The following is a 15,116-nucleotide window of genomic DNA, read 5'->3' as shown; positions in this document are numbered from 1 at the left end:
GACGCAATCATTCGTTGCGTACAACTGTTCACCGCCACATAGCCTGATTTGTACCGAGATAACCTGACCGATGATTGCCCAGCTGTCCCCCGCCAAAGCCCTGTCCACTGATTATCAGCAGTTCCTCAAAGCCCTGAAGGCCAGCGGCTTTCGTGGGGAAATCAGCGCCGATTACGCCAGTCGCGTGGTGTTGGCGACCGATAACTCGATCTATCAGCGTCTGCCGCAAGCGGCGGTGTTTCCGATGGATGCCGAGGATGTGGCGCGAGTCGCACGACTGATTGCCGAACCAGCGTTTCAGCAAGTGGTGATCACCCCGCGTGGCGGCGGCACCGGCACCAACGGCCAATCGCTGACCGACGGCATCGTCGTCGACCTGTCGCGGCACATGAACCGTATTCTCGAAATCAACGTTGAGCAGCGCTGGGTGCGCGTGCAGGCCGGTGTGGTCAAGGATCAGCTCAACGCTGCGCTGAAATCCGCCGGGCTGTTTTTCGCCCCGGAATTGTCGACCTCCAACCGCGCCACCGTCGGCGGCATGATCAACACCGACGCCAGCGGCCAGGGCAGTTGCACCTACGGCAAGACCCGCGATCATGTGCTTGAACTCGACATGATCTTGCGTGGTGGCGAACGCCTGCACGGCCAGCCGCTAGAAGAGAACGAACTTTCAGACCTGTGCGCCCGGGAAGATCGCGTCGGTGAAGTCTATCGCTGTGCGCGGCAGATCATTGATGAACAGGGCGATTTGATCCGGGAACGCTTTCCCGATCTCAACCGCTGCCTGACCGGTTATGACTTGGCGCACCTGCGTGAGTCGGACAACCGTTTCAACCTCAACAGCGTGCTCTGCGGCGCGGAAGGTTCGCTGGGTTTTGTCGTCGAGGCGCGGCTCAATGTGCTGCCGATTCCCAAGCACACGATGCTGGTCAACATCCGCTACGCCGGGTTCATGGACGCGCTGCGCGATGCCCGTGCACTGATGGCGCTCAAGCCGTTGTCGATCGAAACGGTCGACTCGAAAGTTCTGCTGCTGGCGATGCAGGACATCGTCTGGCACGGCGTCGCTGAATACTTTCCTGAAAGCGCTGAGCGGCCGACGCTGGGGATCAACCTCGTCGAGTTCTGCGGCGACGATCCCGAAGACCTGCAGCAGCGGGTTGAAAGCTTTATCGAACACTTGACCAGCGACCAGACCGTCGAGCGCTTGGGTCACACCTTGGCGGTCGGTCAGGCCGCGGTGAACAAGGTTTACGGCATGCGCAAACGCGCGGTCGGCCTGCTCGGCAACGTTGCCGGGGAAGCGCGGCCGCAGCCGTTTGTCGAAGACACCGCTGTGCCGCCGCAACACCTGGCCGAGTACATCGCCGAGTTGCGCGACCTGCTCGACAGCCATGGTTTGCAGTACGGCATGTTCGGCCACGTCGACGCCGGCGTACTGCACGTGCGGCCGATTCTCGACATGAAGGATCCGCAGCAGGCGGCGCTGGTGCGCCCGGTGTCCGATGGCGTCGCGGCGTTGACCCAGCGTTACGGCGGTCTGCTGTGGGGCGAACACGGCAAAGGTCTGCGCTCGGAATATGCCCCGGCGTTTTTCGGCGAGTTGTACCCGGCGCTGCAAGCCCTGAAAGCGGCGTTCGATCCGTTCAACCAGTTCAACCCCGGCAAGATCGCCACCCCGGCGAATAGCAACGCGGTGTTGCTGAAAATCGACGAAGTCACCCTGCGCGGTGAACTCGATCGGCAGATCGACGAGAAAGTCTGGCAAAGCTACGGCGCGGCCATGCATTGCAACGGCAACGGCGCCTGCTACAACTTCGATCCCGATGACGCGATGTGCCCTTCGTGGAAAGCCACCCGCGAGCGTTCGCAGTCGCCCAAGGGCCGCGCTTCACTGGTTCGCGAGTGGCTGCGTTTGCAGGGCGAGGCCGGTGTCGATGTGCTCTCTGACGCGATTCGCAAACCGGCATTTTTCAGCACGCTGTGGCAGCGCTGGCGCAACACCCGTGCGCAATCCGAGGATTTCTCCCACGAGGTCTACGACGCCATGGCCGGTTGTCTGGCGTGCAAATCCTGCGCGGGACAGTGCCCGGTGAAGGTCAATGTGCCGGAGTTTCGTTCGCGGTTTCTCGAGCTGTATCACAGCCGTTATCTGCGTCCGGCGCGGGATTATCTGATTGCTTCGCTGGAGTACAGCATTCCGTACATGGCGCGGATTCCGGCACTGTACAACGGTTTGATGGGCGCTGCGTGGGTGCGCGGCTTGCTGGAGCGTGTCGGTGGCATGGTTGATGTGCCGCTGCTCAGCCGTTTTGATTTCCATGCGGCGATGCGCCGTTGGCAGGTGTTGCCGGCGACGGTGGACAACCTGTCAGCGCTGACTCAGGCACAACGTGAACGCAGTGTGGTGTTGGTGCAGGACGCCTTTACTCGCTACTTCGAGGCGCCGTTGTTGGCGGATCTGGCCGAGTTGATTTCGCGTCTCGGTTATCAGGTTTACCTCGCGCCGTTCAGTGCCAATGGCAAGCCGCTGCACGTGCAGGGTTTCTTGTCGGCGTTTAATCGCGCGGCATTGCGCAATGCCCGCCAGCTCGGTGAGTTGGCGCAAATCGGCGTGCCGCTGGTGGGACTTGATCCGGCGATGACTCTGGTCTATCGCCAGGAATACCTGAAGGTGCCCGGCATGCAGGACTGTCCGGAAGTGGCGCTGATGCAGGAGTGGTTGCTCAAGGTCATGCCCGAGCAAAAGAAGCGTACCGAAGCGTTCCGCTTACTGGCGCATTGCACCGAGAAAACCAACGCCCCGGCCGCCACCCGTCAGTGGGAGCAAGTGTTCGAACGAGCGGGTTTGCAACTGGCGACGCAGGCTACTGGCTGCTGCGGGATGTCCGGCACTTACGGTCACGAAGCGCGCAACCGCGAAACGTCGGCGGTGATTTACGAGCAATCATGGGCGCGTCAGGTCGAGGCGCCGGTGGAGCAGGGCGAGGCGCTGGCCACCGGCTATTCGTGCCGCAGCCAAGTCAAGCGCCAGTCGGATCGGGCACTGCGCCATCCGTTGCAGGTGTTGTTGCAGGTTCTGCGCGGTTGAGGTCTGCGTCGTCCGGGGCGTTACGCCAGATCATGCGCGGGTCGAAACTCATCGCCGCGAGCATGGTGAAGACCACGACCAGGCCGAAAAACAGAATGCCCGGTCGTGGTTCGATGTCACCGAGCGCCTGAAACTTCACCAGCGCCGCGACCAGCGCGACGACCAAAACGTCGAGCATCGACCAATAGCCGATCAGCTCGACGAAACGGTACAGCTTCGAACGTTCCTTGCGCGCCCAGTCGCTGTCACGTTGCACGGTGACCAGCAGCAAAGTCAGGGCGACGAATTTGATCCCCGGCACGGCAATACTGGCGATGAAAATGATCAGCGCGATGTCCCAGGCACCGGCCTCCCAGAACTCCAACACGCCGCTCATGATCGTGCTGTCGGCGCCGTTGCCGAGCATGGTGGTGTTCATCACCGGCAGCAAATTGGCCGGGACATAGAACGCCAATGCGGCGAGCATGTAAGCCCAGGTGCGCGCCATTGAATTGGTTTTGCGCCGATGCAACGGGGCGTCGCAACGCGGGCACTCGTGCGGCTCGTCGGTCATGTCACAGGCCAGCCCGCAACTGTGGCACAGGCACAGATTGAGTTCGGTGGCGGTCGGTGGTCGCTTCATAGAATGTCCCAGAGATCGCGAATGTCGCGGCCGGCAATACGGATCATCATCAGGCTCAGCGCGGCGAGTGCGAACAGGCCGATGCCGGGCAACACGTCGAGCAATCCGGCGAGTTTGAACACCGCGACCATTGCGCCCAGCAGGCACACTTCGAGCATGCTCCACGGGCGCAACGTTTCCAGCCAGCGCATGCAAACCTTGAAGCCCGGCGCACGTTGCGAGCGCATCGCGTAACTGAGCACCCAGACCAGCAGCACCAGTTGAAACGCCGGGGCGATGATGATGGCAATCGCCGCGACCATCGCAATAAACGTGATGGGGCCCTGACTCAGCGCGAGCACCGAATCCCACAGCGTCGCGCTGTTTTTCAGGCCTTGCAGGCTGATGCTCATGACCGGGTAGAAATTGGCGAACAGCCACAGCATTGCGGCGGTGAAGGTAAGCGCCAGACGCTGCTCAACGCTCAGACCATTGAAGCGCTGCAGCACACCGCCGCAACGCACGCAGAGGGTTTTCTGGTGTTTGGCGAGCGCGACTTTTTCATACACACAGTCGCAATGCTCGCAGATGATCAGGGTTTCGGGGTTGACCATGGACAACGCTCGACAGCAGGCCGCAGGGGCAGGAAGACTCGGGCATTATAGACGCATGTGTAGGAGCTGCCGAAGGCTGCGATCTTTTGATCTGGCTTTTTTAGAGCAAGGTCAAAAGATCGCAGCCTTCGGCAGCTCCTACAGGGGGAGGTGGCGGGGCTTGGGGATTATTTACGATCCAGCCACACGGTTTGCGCGTTGCAGAATTCGCGGACGCCGAAGTGCGACAGCTCGCGGCCGAAACCGCTTTTCTTCACGCCGCCGAAGGTCACGCGCGGGTCGCTGGCGGAATAGCCGTTGATGAACACGCCGCCGGTTTCCAGTTCGCTGGTCAGTTGCTGGGCCAGTTGCACGTTGGCGGTGTAGATCGTCGCGGTCAGGCCGAATTCGCTGTCGTTGGCCAATGCCACGGCATGCGCGCAATCGCGGGCGGTGATGATCGAGGCGACCGGGCCGAACAGTTCCTGTTTGAACGAGGTCATGCGGTCGGTGACATCAGCCAGCACGGTGGGCTCGTAGTAGTTGCCGGCACCTTCAGATTTGCCGCCGCCGAGCAGCAGCGTCGCGCCTTCTTCGAGGGTGTCGCGCACTTGCTGATCGAGCTCATCACGCAGGTCGAAACGCGCCATCGGGCCGATGTAAGTGTCGGCAGCCAATGGATCACCCACTTTCAGTTTGCGGGTGGCTTCGACGAATTTGCGGGTGAATTCTTCCACCACGCCTTCTTCGATGATCAGACGTTTGGCGGCGGCGCAGACCTGGCCGGAATTCTGGTAGCGGCCAATAACGGCGGCTTGCACGGCCTCGTCGATATCAGCATCGTTCAGCACGATAAACGGATCGGAACCACCCAATTCCAGCACGCATTTCTTCAGCGCAGCACCGGCCTGAGCACCAATGGCCATGCCGGCACGGACGCTACCGGTCAGGGTCACCGCAGCTATGCGCGGGTCGGCAATCGCAGTGGAAACGCCTTCCGGAGTGACGTTGATCACTTCAAACACGCCGTCAGCGAAACCAGCACGGGTGAAGGCGTCACGCAGCAGGTAAGCGCTGCCCATCACGTTCGGCGCATGCTTGAGCACATAAGTGTTGCCGGCGATCAGTGCTGGCACGGCGCCGCGCAGCACTTGCCAGATGGGGAAATTCCAAGGCATCACCGCGAGAATCGGGCCGAGCGGACGGTATTCGATGCGCGCCTTGCCACCTTCAACCTGGGTCGGTTCAGCGTCGAGCATGGCCGGGCCGTGTTCGGCGTACCACTCGCAGAGCTTGGCGCATTTCTCGATTTCGCCACGGGCCTGAGCGATCGGCTTGCCCATTTCCTGGGTGATCATGGTCGCCATGGCTTCAGCGGTGTCACGCAGCGCGCCAGCGAGGGCGGTCAGCAAACGCGAGCGATCCTGCAGCGGCTTGCGCTTCCACTTGCCGAAGCCGTAAGCAGCGCGGGTCAGCGCGGCATCGAGGGCGGCGGCCGATTCAAAGGCGTAGTGGCCAATCTGCTCGCCGCTGGCTGGGTTGATCGAGATGGCGTGGGTCTGGCTGGAAATCTGGCTCATGGCTGTGTCCTGCATGTTCGTCGGATGAGCCTAGAGTAGGGTGGTGTTTGTTTTCTGGAAACTGAATAATAAAGACCGTTTCTTTCACGATTGGAGAATGACTGTGGATCTGGTGCAGCTGGAAATCTTCAAAGCCGTTGCCGAGCACGGCAGCATCAGCGCCGCCGCCACGCAGATCCATCGCGTGCCGTCGAACCTGACCACGCGCATCAAGCAGCTTGAGCAGGATTTGGGTGTCGATCTGTTTATTCGCGAGAAAAGCCGTTTGCGCCTGTCGCCGGCCGGATGGAGTTTTCTCGAATACGCGCGACGGATTCTCGATCTGGTGCAAGAGGCGCGCGCGACCGTGGCGGGCGAGGAGCCGCAAGGCGCATTTCCACTGGGATCGCTGGAAAGCACCGCGGCAGTGCGCATTCCCGAGCTGCTCGCGGCGTATAACCAATTACACCCGAAAGTCGATCTCGACCTGTCCACCGGGCCCTCGGGAACAATGATCGACGGCGTGCTTTCCGGGCGCCTCGCCGCGGCGTTTGTCGACGGCCCGGTGCTGCACCCGACGCTGGAAGGCGTGCCGGCCTTCGAGGAAGAAATGGTCATCATCGCGCCGCTCAATCACGCGCCCGTCCAGCGTGCGGCGGATGTAAATGGCGAGAATATTTACGCCTTCCGCTCCAACTGCTCTTATCGTCATCACTTTGAAAAGTGGTTCAGCACCGACGCCGCCGTGCCGGGCAAGATTTTCGAAATGGAGTCCTACCACGGCATGCTAGCTTGCGTCAGTGCGGGCGCCGGTCTGGCCCTGATGCCGCGCAAAATGCTGCAAAGCATGCCCGGCAGCGCGACGGTCAGCGTCTGGCCGCTGACGAAGGATTTCCGCTATCTGACGACTTGGCTGGTGTGGCGGCGGGGCACGGTGTCGCGCAGTTTGAGCATGTTTGTGCGGCTGCTTGAAGAACGCGGGGTGGTGCGTGCGGAGATTACAACTGACTGACGGCGGGAAATGCTTGCAGTCTGTAGCAGCGATAGTGAGCACTGGTAAAAGGTAGGGCGAAACGCCATCATCTGGCTCTCGTCAGGAATAGCGAAGCCAACGGAATGCTACATGCCTTCAATCATGGAAAAAGCCATCTATATAAACGGTACCTCGGACACCGCGAACACGGCGAAAAACGTGTGTGCGAAGAGGATGAAATCACCGCTTTAATCATGGGGCCGCTGGATTATGTGCCGGCTCCAGCAGCAGGCCTTTTTTGGCAAGGCCTACTGAAATGCGAGGGACGCGCTATCCAGCCGGCATTCCCGGAAGCGCCCGTCAGCCATGCCCGCATGCGTTTTTGGCCGCGTCGTGGCATTGAACCAGACTTGGTCGTTGAGTTGGGTTGGCCATCCGGCGAGCGGCGTATTTTGCTGGTCGAGTTCAAGTGGAACGCGCCATTAAGCGGTAAGGATCAGTTGCACCGTCAGTGGCTTGAATTTCTGACTGACGCTGAACGTGCAGATGCGTATCACCTTTTCATCGCGCCCGAAATTAGCGCGGGCCTCAATGCACTCAGCAGTGAAGACATTTGGAAGGGGCAATTGATCCTTCATTCCTGGATCAGTGTTCTGAATGTCGTGCGCGATCTGCGTGTGTCTGAGTTCACCGGGCTTGAACGGTGGAAGGCGCAGATGTCCCGTTTTCTCGCCAAGTTAGGCATTTTGCGCTTTCAGGGTTTTCTTTCGCTTTCCTCTCCGACCACGATCAGCAGCGCATCGATTTTCTGGAGACCGTTGAACGGCTTCGGCGAAATCGTCACACCTGCCATTTCTTCGTTTGATCAATCGCCAGCCTTTTTTCAGAGTACCGCGCCATGACCACGACTTCGTCCATCGGTAAGGCAATTACCGAGAACATCCAATTCATCTCCAAGGTTGGCGCAGAGTGCGATCAACTGGCCAAGTTGATCAGAGAAGAAGTCAGCCGCTTGTTGTTGGTGCCTGAAGTGGCTCGTCGTTATCGTGCAGGAGGCGACTGGATCGAAAATTTCAACAATGATGAACACGGCTGGGTCAACACCGAGTTAGGTTTTTCGCTGCCTGTGGTCGTCAAGCCGAAGCGCTCCATCTGCGGTTATGTCGTCGTGCAAATCAGTCTGACGGGTGAAGGAATCGGCGCAGCTGATAATCGTGAGCCTTTGGTACATATAGGTTGGTGGGGTGCGCCGATTGATTTCGAAGAGTTCTTGATGAGCTTTCCGCTTGAGCTGGACAGCGAGTTCGATCTAACGCTTGAGGCTGATCGCTTGTTCAAGTGGTCGCATTCGCAGTTCGATGATGAGTGGTGCTACAGCCTCAATCTGATCGATATCAACAGTCCTGCGGATGTCCAATCACTGATCGTTAATCCATTGCGAGCCTTGCTGTTGGGCAGCGATGCCAACCAGGCGCTTTCGTGTACACGGGCAGTGCGCTACGAAAAAGTGAGCGAAGAACCGGGGCAATTTCGGGTGCTGCCTCGCTGAGTTCGCAGCGATCCGAACCGGTTACTACCCCTTGAAAATCAGCGTCAGGAAACAGCACATGCTTCGCGATCAGTATTTAGCACTTCCTCGGGTCTCCGATTTTATCGATTGGCTCGCCAGCAATCTCGACCACGTTTCGCTGTTTGCGCACTCTTACTACGAGCGTCGTCAGAAGGTGACAAAAACGTTTTTGAACCTGACTGACGCCAATGCCCAGTACTTTTGGAAGCACAAAGGTGCTCTCGGTACTCCGTCTGGTGCATGCTTGACCTCTAGTCATGCGGCGTTGGAAACCCTTTGTGATGCCTTGCAAACAGGGATCAACACTGCAAACGACACGAGCACGCTTGATGCAAGCATGCGAGTGATGGAGTGGGGCGGGGTCAGCGCGGGCAATGTTCGCTGGCTGACCGTTAACGCCAAGAGACTTGTCCGTACGCTCGCATCGACGACGGCTGCATTGACCAGCGGCGACCTTGCTAACCCGGTCCTGACCAGGGAGTTGCGCTTCAACGCGGGCATGACCAAAATTTACTCACTGTTAGTCAATGACTTCATCATTTACGACAGCCGAGTCGCCGCTGCATTGGGCTGGATCGTGGTGAAGTATTGTCAGGCTCGAAGCCTGCCCGTGTTACCTGCCGAATTGGCTTTCCCTTGGGCGCCAGCCAAAGAAGCGCCCAACGCTGCAAGGCCGAAAAATCGCGATCCGAGCCAAAGCCCCTATCACTTCCCACGCTTGGTTGCCGGCGAACTCCACGCCGTCTGGAACCTGAAAGCCAGTTGGATTCTGGCTGAGGTATTAGCCCGGGCGCCTGCCAGCTATTTCAATGGCACTTCGCCGATCCCGGCGTTGCGCCGTCTGGAAGCGGCTTTATTCATGATTGGCTACGATTTGCCAGTGGAACACTCTGCAGGCGGTGCCGCCGTTCATACCTACGATGCTGTCGGGGATGACTGGACAGAGTGCTACACGGCGGCAAAAGGTAAGCGCTTCCATTATCGGATTGAAGCGGGCGGTATCCGTCTGCATGACCGTCGCTTCTTTCCGACTACGATCATCAACAAGACGTTGAACATCCTTCGCGAACAATTTGGCAATCGATCATTTCCATTGGCGAACAGTGCAACAGCCGTTCGCTCAGGAAAAGCCAGACCGGGGATAGGCCGAGCTTACTTTGATGCCACTGCCAAGACGGGCAACCCTCCTGCAACCAGTGCACTGGCGGCAGTTCTCCATGAGCTGGGCGTGCTGAATCACCAATCGGGTAGCCGCGAACCTTGGTCGATCAACGCAAGCGAGTTTGCAGACCAGGCAGAGATTGATGTGAGCCCGCTCTTTGCCCGTGTCTTTGAGTTGAACGACAGCCTTTAGCGGAGGACGGCATTAGGCTTCATCGTGGGGCGCTTGATATTTGCAGGCGATAAACACTTTTTCTTTCAGATATCGCAATATATAAAAATATATAGCGATACAGATGAGATGAGTAATGACCACAGCATTAAGCGGTAAAGAAGCGGTCGGCGAACGTTTTGTGCTGGAAACGATGCGCCACGCCCAACAACTCACCTGGAAAGCCGTCGATGCAATTGCCGAGGTGATCAAGCCGGGCATGCTTGAATCCGAAGCGCAGGCGCTGGGCAAGCAGATTCTGGTTGAGCTGGACATGGATCGGATCTGGCATCCGCTGCTGATTCGCTTCGGTGCCAATACACTCAAGACCTTCAAACAACGCTCCGACGGCGATCCGGTGTTGGGTAAAAACGACATTTTCTTCATCGATATGGGCGTGGTCTGGCGAGGTCACGAAGGCGATGCGGGCGCGACTTACACCACCGGCTCCGACCCGGAAATGATCGCCTGTGCGGCGGCGGCCAAAGAATTGTTCGATCGAGTCGAGGCCTTCTGGCGTCAGGGCGTTTCCGGCGTTGCGCTGTACCGCTTTGCCAGCGATCAGGCCGAAGCGATGGGCTGGGTTCTGAACCTCAATATCAAAGGCCATCGGGTCAGCGATTTCCCTCATGCGATTCACCGTGGCGGCGACCTTGGCGACTTCGATCAAACGCCGAATGCCGGCGTGTGGATTCTGGAAATCCAGATCGCTCATTCGACACGGCCGTTCGGCGCGTTTTATGAAGATCTGCTGATCTGATCCGTGCCTGTTTCTCAGGGCGTGCTTGTATGTAGGGGGGCGTGACAACAGAGCGCAGCGCTGTAGTTGTTTTTATATAGCGTCAGCTTCGATGATGCACGCCGTTTCCTAACTCCAAAGTCAAAAAACAGGACGTCCATCATGAAAGTCAGTGCACGCAACGTATTCAAAGGCAAAGTCAGCAATGTTCAGGCCGGCGCCGTCAACGCCGAAGTGGTGCTGACCCTCGCCGGTGGTGAACAACTGGTGGCCGTCGTGACCATGGAAAGCATCAAGAACCTCGGCATTGCTGTCGGCAAAGAAGCCGTTGCGCTGATCAAGGCACCCTGGGTGATGCTGATGACCGAATCCAGCGACATTCGTCTGTCGGCGCGCAATTGCCTGGAAGGTAAAGTGCTGAGCGTGACGGACGGTGCGGTCAACGCTGAAGTGGTGATCGAGTTGGCTGGCGGTTCGAAGGTCTACTCGATCGTAACCCGTGATGCCGTTGCCGAACTGGGTCTGGCCAAAGGCGTCAGCGCGACGGCGGTGATCAAGGCTTCGCACATCATTCTGGGTGTTCCGGCCTGATAGTTTCTTAGGCAAATAAAAAACCGCTGATTCCGGGATCAGCGGTTTTTTGCTTTATGGTGTGCCGTTTCGACCGTACAGGCGATAGCCTTCGCGTTGGTTAAGGCGATCGTAGTAGGCGCTGACAGCGGAGAAGTGCGGGTGCTTGAGCGGCGTTTCGAACCAGCGGTTAACCGAGAGTCCGATCGGGATGTCCGCCAGTGAAAACTCGTTGCCGCTGACGTAAGCGCCGGTCAATTCCAGCTGTCGATCCAGAATCTCCATGTTCTTCGACCAATCCCGGCAACCCGCTGCCAGCGCCGCGTCGTCTTGATAATCAGGCGACTTGCGCACCAGCGACATCAGCGGATACGACCACGAGCGATTCAGCTCCGAAGCCTGCCAGTCAATCCACTGATCGACCCGCGCCCGGGCCATCGGCTCAGTCGGATACAGCTGCGCGCCACCATAGCGCGAGGCCAGATAACGAATGATCGTATTCGATTCCCACAACGTGAAATCGCCGTCCTGAATTACCGGCACCATGGCGCACGGATTCAGCGCGAGAAACGCCGGCGTATTCGTCGGCTGAAACCCCGAGCCCCAGTCTTCACGCTCGAACGGGATGTGCAATTCAGCACACGTCCACAGCACTTTGCGCACGTTGATCGATGAGGTCTTACCGAGTATTCGCAGCATGTCATTACTCTGAAAGGGTGGGTGGTTGTTCGAGTGCGCTGGCGAGAAAGTCAGCGAACGCACGCGCCGCCAGACGTGTCGCGCGCCCCATGGGAAAGTAGGCGTGAACCGGCAGGTCGGCCATTTTCCACGCCGGCAGAACCTGCACCAGCGTGCCGTCCTGCAACTCCTGCGCGCAAGCCCATGACGTGGTCGAAGTGACGCCCAGTCCGCCAACGGCCGCCGCCAATGCCCCGGCAGTATCGTTGACCGAAATCTGTGCGGTCAGACTGACGGATGTGCTCTCGCCATCACGTTCGAATTGCCACGATGACGCATGTGCTGCCGCTGGCCCACCGATGATCCGATGTCGCTCAAGATCCTCAGGCCGCGCCGGCGTGCCGTGCTGCGCGAGATAAGCGGCAGACGCCACGACGATCCGCTGCATGCTGCCAATCAGCTTCGCGGTGCCGGCCAGATCCGGCAACTTGCCGACGCGAATACCGACATCGACCGCTTCCTTGACCATGTCTTGCCATTGATCTTCGAGCATCAGTTCGAGGTGCAGTTGCGGGTGACGTTCGGTGAAGGCCGACAAGCGCGGAATGACCACGCGAATGGCCATCGTCGAGGGCATGCCGATGCGCAGCAATCCGCGCAATTCACCGGTTTCGCGCACGCTGTTTTCGGCGTCGTCGACAGCCGCGAGGATCGGTTCCATCCGCGCCAGAAACTCCAGGCCCGCCTCGGTCGGCACTACCGCGCGGGTGGTGCGCGACAACAGCCGGGCGCCGAGGCTGGCTTCCAGCTCGGCGATCATTCGCGACACTTGGGATTGCGTCAGGCCCGCTTCGCGCGCGGCGGCGGAGAAACTGCCCAGACGTGCGACGCGAGTGTAGAGCCGCAGGCTGTGAAGGTCTTTGAGTGGCATGCCGGTTCCCGTGCGCGCGGAGGATTAATGCTGGATCGAGATAAATCTTAGCCCAATTCACGGGCTACCGAGCATGAGTCGAAGCGTTGATATTGGCCACATCGGAAACGCGGCACGGCCGCCAACTCCGCAACTTGCCCTTATCGACTTTCGAGGAACCCATCATGCAAATCGCCCATTCCATTGCCCTGGTTACCGGTGCCAACCGCGGCATCGGTCGCACATTTGCTGAAGAACTGCTCAAGCGTGGCGCGGCCAAGGTCTACGTTGCTGTCCGCGACACCGCTTCGCTGGCCGACCTGCTCAAAAGTGGCGATCGCCGACTGGTGCCACTGCCACTGGACGTGACGGATCCCGATCAAGTGGCTGCCGCTGCCAGCGTCGCCGCCGATGTCACGTTGCTGATCAACAACGCCGGGTATGCCGCGTTCGACGGCGCCATCAGCGCGCCGGACATGCAGGACGCCCGCCTGGAAATGGAAGTGAATTACTTCGGCCCATTGGCCCTGACCCGGGCGTTTGCACCGGTGCTGGCGGCCTCGGGTGGCGCGGTGTTGAACATGTTGTCGATGCTCTCGCTGGTCAGCCTGCCGATGGCAGCAACGTACTCCGCGTCGAAAGCCGCCGGCCTGTCGTTGACCCGCAGTTTGCGTGCAGAACTTGGTGGGCAGGGCACTCAAGTGGTCGGCGTGCTGGCGGTACAAACCGAAACGGCGATGGGCGCGAAGCTCCCGGAACCGCGCCTAAGCCCGCTCGAAGTGGTGACAGATGCGCTGAATGCAATTGAAGCCGGTATCAACGATGAAGTCATCGCCGGCGCCCAGTCGCGCAACATCCATCAAGCCTTTACCGCTGACCCACAAAAGCTTCAGGCGCTGATGTCGACGCGTCTGCCACAGCGCGGCTGATTGCCCATTCTTGATCGAGGTGTGCCATGGACTTTCTGCAAACCCTGCTCGGACGCAATGCCGCGTTTGCCGCCAACGGCTTCTCGGCTGAGCTGAAGATCATTCCTTTCCAGCGAGCGCTGATCGTCGGTTGTGTCGATCCACGTGTTGACCCGGTGGATGTGCTCGGCCTGCAACCCGGCGAGGCTGCAGTTATCCGCAACGTCGGTGGTCGGGTCACCCCGGCACTGTTCGAAACGCTGGCGATTCTGGGCCGGGTTTCTCAGGCCGGCGGTGCGGCCATCGGTGAGGGCTGGCACTTGATCATCCTGCAGCACACCGATTGCGGCATTCGCGGTTGCTTGCACCACGCACCTTCATTGCTTGCGCAGTACATGGGCGTGGCCCCGGAACAACTGCCGGCACTGGCGATAGCCGACCCGCGTCAGGCCGTGGCCATTGATGTCGCAGCGCTGAAAGCTAACCCACAGCTGCCTGCTGGTTTCAGTGTCAGCGGCATGGTCTACGACGTCGCCACTGGGCTCGTCGAGACCGTGGTGCCGGCCAGCCGCTTGCGTCCTTGACAACCCCCTATTTTCATAATGTGAACTGGAGAAATACGATGAGTACGTTTTTGGTAACAGGTTCTACCGGCGACACTGGCGCGCCAACCGTCAAAGCCCTGCTCGAGCGCGGTCACCGCGTCAAAGCGCTGGTGCGACGTGAAGATGACCGCTCGCAAAAGCTCAAGGACATGGGCGCCGAGATTCACCTCGGTAACCTGCGCGACCTCAAGTCATTGCGCCCGGCGATGGAAGGCGTGGACGGTGCCTACTTTTGCTACCCGTTGAGCGATGGCCTGGTCGAAGCAGCGGCGCTGTTTGCCCAAGCGGCGAAAGAGCAGGGGGTCAAGCACATCGTCAACATGTCGCACAAACAATCGCGACCGGATGCACGCAGTCAGGCGACGTTGAACCATTGGATGTCGGAACAGATTTTCACTTGGTCGGGCATTCCATCCACCCACCTGCGCGTGACGTTTTTCGCCCAATGGATGCTCTACATCGCCGACTTTATTCGCGAGGGGCGCTACCTGACACCGTTCGACGCCGACAGCCGTTTTGCGCCCATGGCGGCCAGTGATATCGCGTTGGTGGTGGCCAATGTTCTGCTCAAACCCGAAGGCCACGGCGGTCAGGCGTATGCGCTGCACGGCCCGATCGAATACAGCCACCGTGAACTCGCCGCTCTGTTGGGCAGCACGCTGGGCAAGGAGGTGCGTTTCGAGCAGGTGGAAGTCGAAGACTTTGTGCGGATGCTCGGCGTTGATGCCGATCCAGCGTTTGCCGTGCACTTCAACGCAGTGAAAATCGACCAGCGTGAGAAACGCCTGGAAGGGCTCGATGACACGGGCGCCGCGATCATCGGTCAGCCATTGCAGACACCGGCGCAATTCATCGAGGAGCATCGCCAGCGCTTTATCTGAAGGTAACGAAAAAGGGCCGGATCGCTGCACAGCGTTCCGGCCCTTTGTGCGTTCAGCAGATGATGA

At 59.3% G+C, this 15,116-nt stretch carries 15 protein-coding genes; 10 read left to right on the top strand and 5 right to left on the bottom strand.

Annotated features, from left to right (window positions below; genetic code table 11):
• Positions 1–70: 70 nt before the first annotated feature.
• A complete protein-coding gene (locus GVL50_RS15695) occupies positions 71–3,091 on the top strand; it encodes an FAD-binding and (Fe-S)-binding domain-containing protein (RefSeq protein ID WP_159814079.1) in 3,021 nt (1,006 codons plus the stop codon).
• Here the strand turns inward: GVL50_RS15695 and GVL50_RS15690 are convergent.
• From GVL50_RS15690 to GVL50_RS15680, 3 genes are all read right to left on the bottom strand, one after another.
• Positions 3,024–3,713 carry a paraquat-inducible protein A gene (locus tag GVL50_RS15690; protein ID WP_159814077.1) on the bottom strand — a complete coding sequence of 230 codons (690 nt, stop codon included), beginning with the start codon at positions 3,711–3,713 and terminating at the stop codon, positions 3,024–3,026. The two genes, GVL50_RS15695 and GVL50_RS15690, sit on opposite strands and share 68 nt — an antisense overlap.
• Positions 3,710–4,306 (bottom strand): paraquat-inducible protein A, encoded by a 597-nt coding sequence (locus tag GVL50_RS15685; RefSeq protein ID WP_053121267.1) that lies wholly within the window; start codon positions 4,304–4,306, stop codon positions 3,710–3,712. Before GVL50_RS15685 ends, GVL50_RS15690 begins: the two co-directional genes overlap by 4 nt.
• Positions 4,307–4,473: 167 nt before the next feature.
• Positions 4,474–5,865 carry an aldehyde dehydrogenase family protein gene (locus tag GVL50_RS15680; RefSeq protein WP_159814075.1) on the bottom strand — a complete coding sequence of 464 codons (1,392 nt, stop codon included), beginning with the start codon at positions 5,863–5,865 and terminating at the stop codon, positions 4,474–4,476.
• A gap of 103 nt (positions 5,866–5,968) precedes the next feature.
• On the opposite strand from GVL50_RS15680, the gene GVL50_RS15675 reads away from it, so the two are divergent.
• The 6 genes from GVL50_RS15675 (at position 5,969) to GVL50_RS15650 (ending at position 11,089) form a co-directional block, all read left to right on the top strand.
• On the top strand, positions 5,969–6,856 hold the full coding sequence (locus GVL50_RS15675) for a LysR family transcriptional regulator (protein WP_159814146.1): 888 nt from the start codon (positions 5,969–5,971) through the stop codon (positions 6,854–6,856).
• 104 nt (positions 6,857–6,960) lie between these two features.
• Positions 6,961–7,719 carry a hypothetical protein gene (locus GVL50_RS15670; protein WP_159814073.1) on the top strand — a complete coding sequence of 253 codons (759 nt, stop codon included), beginning with the start codon at positions 6,961–6,963 and terminating at the stop codon, positions 7,717–7,719.
• Positions 7,716–8,366: a hypothetical protein gene (locus tag GVL50_RS15665; RefSeq protein WP_159814071.1), complete on the top strand. Its 651-nt coding sequence runs from the start codon at positions 7,716–7,718 to the stop codon at positions 8,364–8,366. The genes GVL50_RS15670 and GVL50_RS15665 overlap by 4 nt, the downstream gene beginning before the upstream one ends.
• A gap of 58 nt (positions 8,367–8,424) precedes the next feature.
• Positions 8,425–9,741 (top strand): hypothetical protein, encoded by a 1,317-nt coding sequence (locus tag GVL50_RS28760; protein WP_178124194.1) that lies wholly within the window; start codon positions 8,425–8,427, stop codon positions 9,739–9,741.
• A gap of 115 nt (positions 9,742–9,856) precedes the next feature.
• Positions 9,857–10,519 carry a M24 family metallopeptidase gene (locus GVL50_RS15655; RefSeq protein ID WP_159814069.1) on the top strand — a complete coding sequence of 221 codons (663 nt, stop codon included), beginning with the start codon at positions 9,857–9,859 and terminating at the stop codon, positions 10,517–10,519.
• A 141-nt stretch (positions 10,520–10,660) separates the two neighbouring features.
• On the top strand, positions 10,661–11,089 hold the full coding sequence (locus tag GVL50_RS15650) for a molybdopterin-binding protein (protein WP_158957911.1): 429 nt from the start codon (positions 10,661–10,663) through the stop codon (positions 11,087–11,089).
• A gap of 54 nt (positions 11,090–11,143) precedes the next feature.
• On the opposite strand, the gene GVL50_RS15645 is transcribed toward GVL50_RS15650, so the two are convergent.
• Together GVL50_RS15645 and GVL50_RS15640 are read right to left on the bottom strand one after the other, a co-directional pair.
• Positions 11,144–11,767 carry a glutathione S-transferase family protein gene (locus GVL50_RS15645; protein ID WP_159814066.1) on the bottom strand — a complete coding sequence of 208 codons (624 nt, stop codon included), beginning with the start codon at positions 11,765–11,767 and terminating at the stop codon, positions 11,144–11,146.
• Positions 11,768–11,771: 4 nt separating this feature from the next.
• Positions 11,772–12,677: a LysR family transcriptional regulator gene (locus GVL50_RS15640; RefSeq protein ID WP_159814064.1), complete on the bottom strand. Its 906-nt coding sequence runs from the start codon at positions 12,675–12,677 to the stop codon at positions 11,772–11,774.
• 164 nt (positions 12,678–12,841) lie between these two features.
• Here GVL50_RS15640 and GVL50_RS15635 point away from each other — a divergent pair, with 164 nt between their 5' ends.
• From GVL50_RS15635 to GVL50_RS15625, 3 genes are read left to right on the top strand one after another with little or no spacing between them, the layout of a single operon-like run.
• A complete protein-coding gene (locus GVL50_RS15635; protein WP_159814062.1) occupies positions 12,842–13,585 on the top strand; it encodes an SDR family NAD(P)-dependent oxidoreductase in 744 nt (247 codons plus the stop codon).
• A 26-nt stretch (positions 13,586–13,611) separates the two neighbouring features.
• Complete coding sequence (locus GVL50_RS15630) at positions 13,612–14,148, top strand: carbonic anhydrase (RefSeq protein WP_159814060.1); 537 nt, start codon at positions 13,612–13,614, stop codon at positions 14,146–14,148.
• Between the two features lie 38 nt (positions 14,149–14,186).
• Entirely contained in the window at positions 14,187–15,050 is an 864-nt protein-coding gene (locus tag GVL50_RS15625) for an NmrA family NAD(P)-binding protein (protein ID WP_159814058.1), read from the top strand.
• Positions 15,051–15,116: the final 66 nt, after the last annotated feature.

This window comes from Pseudomonas sp. 18058 (genome assembly GCF_902706155.1).
Lineage (GTDB): Bacteria > Pseudomonadota > Gammaproteobacteria > Pseudomonadales > Pseudomonadaceae > Aquipseudomonas > Aquipseudomonas rustica.
This window is presented reverse-complemented; position numbering and strand designations above follow the sequence as displayed.

What these genes read in the sequence shown, in the direction of transcription:
- GVL50_RS15695 (WP_159814079.1), top strand. Translation starts at nt 71, where the DNA reads ATGATTGCCCAGCTGTCCCCCGCCAAAGCCCTGTCCACTGATTATCAG.
- GVL50_RS15690 (WP_159814077.1), bottom strand. Translation starts at nt 3,713, where the DNA reads ATGAAGCGACCACCGACCGCCACCGAACTCAATCTGTGCCTGTGCCAC.
- GVL50_RS15685 (WP_053121267.1), bottom strand. Translation starts at nt 4,306, where the DNA reads ATGGTCAACCCCGAAACCCTGATCATCTGCGAGCATTGCGACTGTGTG.
- GVL50_RS15680 (WP_159814075.1), bottom strand. Translation starts at nt 5,865, where the DNA reads ATGAGCCAGATTTCCAGCCAGACCCACGCCATCTCGATCAACCCAGCC.
- GVL50_RS15670 (WP_159814073.1), top strand. Translation starts at nt 6,961, where the DNA reads ATGCTACATGCCTTCAATCATGGAAAAAGCCATCTATATAAACGGTAC.
- GVL50_RS15665 (WP_159814071.1), top strand. Translation starts at nt 7,716, where the DNA reads ATGACCACGACTTCGTCCATCGGTAAGGCAATTACCGAGAACATCCAA.
- GVL50_RS28760 (WP_178124194.1), top strand. Translation starts at nt 8,425, where the DNA reads ATGCTTCGCGATCAGTATTTAGCACTTCCTCGGGTCTCCGATTTTATC.
- GVL50_RS15655 (WP_159814069.1), top strand. Translation starts at nt 9,857, where the DNA reads ATGACCACAGCATTAAGCGGTAAAGAAGCGGTCGGCGAACGTTTTGTG.
- GVL50_RS15650 (WP_158957911.1), top strand. Translation starts at nt 10,661, where the DNA reads ATGAAAGTCAGTGCACGCAACGTATTCAAAGGCAAAGTCAGCAATGTT.
- GVL50_RS15645 (WP_159814066.1), bottom strand. Translation starts at nt 11,767, where the DNA reads ATGCTGCGAATACTCGGTAAGACCTCATCGATCAACGTGCGCAAAGTG.
- GVL50_RS15640 (WP_159814064.1), bottom strand. Translation starts at nt 12,677, where the DNA reads ATGCCACTCAAAGACCTTCACAGCCTGCGGCTCTACACTCGCGTCGCA.
- GVL50_RS15635 (WP_159814062.1), top strand. Translation starts at nt 12,842, where the DNA reads ATGCAAATCGCCCATTCCATTGCCCTGGTTACCGGTGCCAACCGCGGC.
- GVL50_RS15630 (WP_159814060.1), top strand. Translation starts at nt 13,612, where the DNA reads ATGGACTTTCTGCAAACCCTGCTCGGACGCAATGCCGCGTTTGCCGCC.
- GVL50_RS15625 (WP_159814058.1), top strand. Translation starts at nt 14,187, where the DNA reads ATGAGTACGTTTTTGGTAACAGGTTCTACCGGCGACACTGGCGCGCCA.